The sequence below is a fragment of the Nitrospira sp. CMX1 genome (assembly GCF_054902215.1).
This window is the reverse complement of record NZ_JBUBKD010000031.1, coordinates 1-5,483: the sequence shown is the minus strand read 5'-3', so window position 1 is coordinate 5,483 and position 5,483 is coordinate 1. Positions and strand designations below refer to the sequence as shown.

Sequence of the window (5,483 nt, the reverse complement as noted above, 5' to 3'; positions counted from 1 at the left end):
GCCCAACAATCAACTCGGGTGGCTTGATTTCAGGGGAGCACTACAGGTCATCGCCGAGAAAGAGATGGTCGAGCAGCCTGATACCCAGCAAATCTCCCGCTTCCCGCAGTCGTGTGGTGAGCGTCCGCTCCTCAGGGCTCGGCGTGGGATCAGTGGAGGGATGGCTATGAAACGTACCGCGCTTGCGCTCATTCCTGACAATCGACGCACGCACGAGCACGCTGGGTTGAGGACAGCGTAACCGGACTGGAGAATGGAGGCCGAACGGGCACACACCGGTGGTCAGATTCGTCGCAAGACTCGTTCGAAAGCCCACGCAAGTCGTTCAACGCTGCTCCGCCTGCGACGGTGATGTGAGCCGGCAATTGTCTGTCGTTGTTGACAAATGTCAATTGACGTTTTACAGTCAAACCGGTGATTCGAAGCTTCCGGCATAAGGGCTTGCAGCTTCTGTTTGAGCAGGACGATGGGAGGAAGCTCAAAGCTGATCAGCTCGATCGGCTGCGGTTGATCCTCTCGGCGCTCAACGCCGCGGAAAGTGTAGAGGATATGAACCAGCCGACCTTTCGCCTGCATCCGTTGAAAGGAGATCGTAAGGGCTCTTGGGCCGTCACCGTTCGCGCGAACTGGCGGGTCACCTTTCGGTTCAGTCAAGGGCATGCGCACGATATAGATTTAGAGGACTATCATTGAGAGGCCATGCATGATGATGAAGAATCCTGTCCACCCGGGGAAGTTGGTCGAAGCCAATCTCGAGGAACTGGGCCTGAGCGTGGCGGAAGCCGCCAAGGCGATGAAGGTGACGCGACAACAGCTGTACAACGTCATCCGGGGAAAGAGTGCGGTCTCACCGGATATGGCCTTGCGGTTTGAAAAGGCGTTCGGCGGCAGCGCGGCGATGTGGTTGGGGATGCAGTCGGCCCATGATCTCGCACAGGCGCGGAAAGAACACAGGAAAGTCAAGATCCGACGGCTTGCAGAACATCGGCTAGGGGTTGCGTCGTAATCACGGGCCGGTGATCGAATCAGTGAGGCGCCTGATCGCTCAACGTTGCAGTATGCGAAAAACTTCGCGCTTTGTGGCTTAGCACACGCACAGTGGCGCACTGAACTGAGTGGACGGGACGTGATTGTCAGTGGCGATGTGAAACCTACTCGTAGCGCAAGGCCTCGATCGGATTCAGCCGTGCTGCTTTGTTGGCAGGATAGAGCCCAAAAAATAGACCAACCACAAGGGAAAAACCGAACGCGGTCACGATTGTCTGGCCTGAGATGATGGTCGGCCACCCGGCTATAATGGACGTCAGCCTTGCTGCGGTCACGCCCAAGAGCACGCCGATTCCTCCCCCGACCATACTGAGCGTCATGGCCTCAATTAGAAATTGCATCATGATGTGGAGCCGTTTGGCACCGACTGCCATCCGTATTCCAATCTCTCTCGTGCGTTCGGTCACCGACACCAGCAGGATATTCATAATGCCGATGCCCCCGACAAGAAGAGAGACAGATGCAATGGCGAGCAACATACCCGTCAATGTCTCACTCGTCCCCTCTTGAACTTTTGCCACATCAATCTGGGTACGAATAAGGAAATCATCCGGTCGATCTCCTTGTAATCGATGGCGTGATCTCAGCACCTCCCGTATTTGTTCAACCGCCTCAAACACATCCTCCGTCCGATCGGTAGCGACATGGACGCCGCTGACGGTTCCAAGGAAGGATGTCCCCAACACCTTCCGTTCCGCTGTGCTGAAAGGAATAATCACGACATCGTCTTGATCACTGCCGGAAGGACTCTGCCCTTTCGGACTCAACACACCGATGACCCGGATGGGAACATTTTTCAGACGAAGAATCGCTCCAACCGGCTCTTCTCCTGGCTCAAAGAGATTGTCCACCACCGTCTGACCGATCAGCGCCACACGGGCAGCGGTATCCATATCCGTTTGGGTGAAGGGACCTCCGCTGCTGTAGGCCCAGTCTCTGACGGTCAACGCACTCGGCGAAGCCCCTATAACTGTTGTACTCCAATTACGGCCTCCGTTCATCACCTGCATGGAGCCCGATCGAGACCAACCCGCTTCAGTCAACAGAGGAATCTTCTTTTTTAAATCAATGGCATCGGCCACTGTTAAGGTGACCACGGCACCTTGCCCCCCACGCACGCCACTGATCAGCGAATAATTCGGCCAAATGAGGATACTATTCGCTCCCATGGAGGCAATCTGCTTCTGCACAGCGAGTTTCGCCCCCTCCCCGATACTCACCATGGCAATGACCGCACCGACTCCGATGATGATTCCCAACATCGTCAAACCAGCGCGCAGGCGGTTTCGCTGCAAGATTCGGAGTGCGGTCACGATGGTCAGCCACACAAACGTCGGCACCGGCACCCTCCGCTAATCGACCCGATCCTGAATGGTACGGTCACTGAGGACTTGGCCGTCCTTGATCACGATTTCGCGTGCAGCATGGGCGGCAATATCGATTTCATGCGTCACCAGAATGACCGTGATCCCATCACGATTCAACTCTTCAAGAATCGCCATGATTTCATCGCTTGATCGTGTATCAAGATTTCCCGTCGGTTCGTCGGCGAGTAACAACGATGGTGAGGTCACCAGGGCCCGAGCGATCGCGACTCGTTGTTGTTGACCACCCGATAATTGTGTAGGGGTATGATGTTCACGGCCCGTCAGTCCGACCCGTTCGAGTGCTGCAGCGGCAAGCCTGCGCTGTTCCTTTAAGGGCAGGCCTCGGTACAAGAGCGGCAATTGGGCGTTTTCCAACGCGCTGGTTCGAGGAATAAGGTTGAAACTTTGAAAGACAAAACCGATTTTCTGATTCCGAATCTCTGCCAGCTGATCCGGTTGCAACCCCTCCACCTCAACACCGCCTAACCGATAGTGTCCCTTGCTCGGCTGATCCAGGCACCCAAGAATATTCATCAACGTCGACTTCCCTGAACCACTTGTGCCCATAATGGCGACAAACTCCCCCTCGTGGATCGTCACACTCAGGCCCCGTAATGCCTGCACCTCGACGTCACCGACTCGGTACACTTTCCAGAGGTCTTCGCAGACGATGAGCGGGATCATATCCCTACGCAATTCTACAATAATTTCTGGAGGAGGGTGGAAGCAGGAACGCCACCAGGTGTGTCACTATCTCGTGCCTTGTCCATTGATCACGGGCTTCCGCCCCATCATCTTCTGACATTTTGCCACGGCCTCAGCGATTTCGAGGACGGGGCGGACTGCCAAACCCTGGAGGAAGCTCGTTGCCCCTTTTCTCGCCGAACGATTGATCGATCCCGATGACAATCACATCCCCTTCCGCAAGCCCCTCGGACATGATCTCCGTTGAAGAACCATCGGAGATTCCGGTCTGTACGGGTAGCGGGACAAGCTCTCCATTCTCTCCCTGTTTCCAGACGGCTTTCGACAGCATGGTCCGCCCTTCACCCATGACAGGACGTGCAGCGTCCTCCTTCGTTGATCGTCCACCGACATCTCGTGGCCTCCCTTCACCCTTGGGAGGCACAAATCGGAGGGCGGCATTGGGAACCTTGAGGACCTGGTCCTTCTGCGCAACCACAATCGAGACATTCGCGGTCATACCTGGCTTGAGCCGTAAGTCCGCATTTTCCACGCTGACCACAACATTGTACGTCACAACGTTCTGTACACTGATCGGCGCGAGACGAACCTGCTTAATGAGGCCGGTAAAGGAAATCCCTGGGTACGCGTCGACGGTGAAGACCGCTTCCTTTCCCTCCGACATCCCTCCGATATCCGATTCACTGACATTGGTGTCGACTTGCATCTTGGTCAAATCCAGGGCAATGAGAAAGAGGTTGGGCGTGGAGAAGCTGGACGCAACCGTCTGTCCCACCTCGATATTGCGCGCTACCACGATCCCTTCGACGGGCGAACGAATCACCGTATATTTCAGGTCGAGATCCGCAGCATTCACCGCCGCCTCTGCCTGCTTCACCTGCGCCTCGGTGACTCGGAGCTGCGCCTCAGCACTTTGATGATTCGTGATGGCAACATCAGCATCATTTTGCGACACAAACTGCTCCGGCAACAACGCTTCCACACGACTGAGTTCTCGCTTTCGTTGGGCCAAATCAGCTCTTGCACGCGCGACACTTGCCCGGGCCATTTCCAGATTGCTGGCTGCCTGCTCCCGACGAGCCTTAAAAGGCTCCGGGTCAATGACCGCCACGATGTCTCCGACCTTAACCTGTGAATTGAAATCAGCGTGAAGGCTCTTCACCATGCCCGATACTTGCGTCCCCACCTGGACGGATACCACCGGATTGATCGTCCCCGTAGCACTGACGACGGAAACAATCTGCCCACGCTCCACCAGCGCCGTTCGGTATCGAACGGGGGTCTTCCGTTCCCCATTGAAAAACACGTACCCGCCGATCCCCAGTCCGACAGCTAAGACGCTAAGCATCAACCCAATTCGTCGCATACGTCACACACGCCCTCCATGAAACATCCGTTCATCCTATCAGGAAGCCTGTCAAGAATCACGTCCCTGTCATCCTGAGACACGTGCGCTTTCCGGCACGCCCACTTGACTCGGGTACCTCATTGACGGTGACGGGCCAAGAAAATGGGCGCACCCTCTATGGGGAATCTATAAGCTGAATGATCAGGAAGGAAAGGCCTGAACTACCCTGCCAAGAGATGCTCTAAGAACGTGGTTGAGACATGGCCCTTTTGAAAATCAGGATCATCAAGGATTCGGCGATGAAGCGGAATCGTCGTCTTGATCCCTTCAATGACGAATTCGCTCAGGGCTCGCCTCATCCGTGCCATTGACTCTTGTCGGTCACGCCCATGCGTAATCAGCTTTGCAATCATCGAATCATAGTACGGCACGACGACCGAGCCGGACTCCATCGCGGAATCCACTCGCACACCAAATCCTCCCGGAGGACTGTATTTACCAATGGTTCCTGGAGACGGTGTAAACTTCTCCGGATCCTCGGCATTGATGCGACACTCCAGACTGTGACCGGCCAGCACCACGTCCTGCTGACGCAGGGAGAGCGGATGCCCGGCTGCAAGACGAATTTGCTCCTTGATCAAATCGATACCCGTCACCATTTCAGTAATCGGGTGTTCGACCTGAATTCGGGTATTGACCTCCATGAAGTAAAAATTCCGTTCCTTGTCGAGGAGAAACTCCACTGTCCCGACATTGCGATAATGCGCGGCTTTGACGGCTTCTACCGCCACCTTTCCAATCTCCCGACGAAGCTTGTCGTCGACGACCGGGGATGGGGTTTCTTCGACCAGCTTCTGATGCCGCCGTTGAATGGAGCAGTCACGTTCTCCAAGATGAATCACACGGCCCTGCTGATCAGCCAAGACCTGCACTTCGATATGACGCGGTTCCAAAAAGTAGCGTTCAAGATACACGCCGTCGTTCCCGAACGTCGATTTGGCCTCAGCTTGAGCGGC

7 protein-coding genes are annotated in these 5,483 nt (G+C 55.5%); 2 read left to right on the top strand and 5 right to left on the bottom strand.

Annotated elements, in window-relative coordinates:
• Positions 1–40 precede the first annotated feature (40 nt).
• Positions 41–214 (bottom strand): JAB domain-containing protein, encoded by a 174-nt coding sequence (locus ACYX34_RS08745; protein ID WP_462076171.1) that lies wholly within the window; start codon positions 212–214, stop codon positions 41–43.
• Between the two features lie 200 nt (positions 215–414).
• On the opposite strand from ACYX34_RS08745, the gene ACYX34_RS08740 reads away from it, so the two are divergent.
• Together ACYX34_RS08740 and ACYX34_RS08735 are read left to right on the top strand one after the other, a co-directional pair.
• The gene (locus tag ACYX34_RS08740; protein WP_462076170.1) at positions 415–693 is read left to right on the top strand and encodes a type II toxin-antitoxin system RelE/ParE family toxin; all 279 of its coding nucleotides are present in this window, start codon (positions 415–417) and stop codon (positions 691–693) included.
• Between the two features lie 10 nt (positions 694–703).
• Complete coding sequence (locus ACYX34_RS08735; protein ID WP_462076169.1) at positions 704–1,006, top strand: HigA family addiction module antitoxin; 303 nt, start codon at positions 704–706, stop codon at positions 1,004–1,006.
• 145 nt (positions 1,007–1,151) lie between these two features.
• Here the strand turns inward: ACYX34_RS08735 and ACYX34_RS08730 are convergent, their stop codons facing one another.
• From ACYX34_RS08730 to ACYX34_RS08715, 4 genes are all read right to left on the bottom strand, one after another.
• Positions 1,152–2,387, bottom strand: coding sequence for an ABC transporter permease (locus ACYX34_RS08730; RefSeq protein ID WP_462076168.1), 1,236 nt, complete (start codon positions 2,385–2,387; stop codon positions 1,152–1,154).
• Between the two features lie 12 nt (positions 2,388–2,399).
• Positions 2,400–3,098 (bottom strand): ABC transporter ATP-binding protein, encoded by a 699-nt coding sequence (locus ACYX34_RS08725; protein WP_462076167.1) that lies wholly within the window; start codon positions 3,096–3,098, stop codon positions 2,400–2,402.
• 133 nt (positions 3,099–3,231) lie between these two features.
• Positions 3,232–4,485, bottom strand: coding sequence for an efflux RND transporter periplasmic adaptor subunit (locus ACYX34_RS08720; RefSeq protein WP_462076166.1), 1,254 nt, complete (start codon positions 4,483–4,485; stop codon positions 3,232–3,234).
• 203 nt (positions 4,486–4,688) lie between these two features.
• Positions 4,689–5,483: ATP-binding protein (locus ACYX34_RS08715; RefSeq protein WP_462076165.1), on the bottom strand; the 795-nt coding region annotated here is incomplete at its 5' end.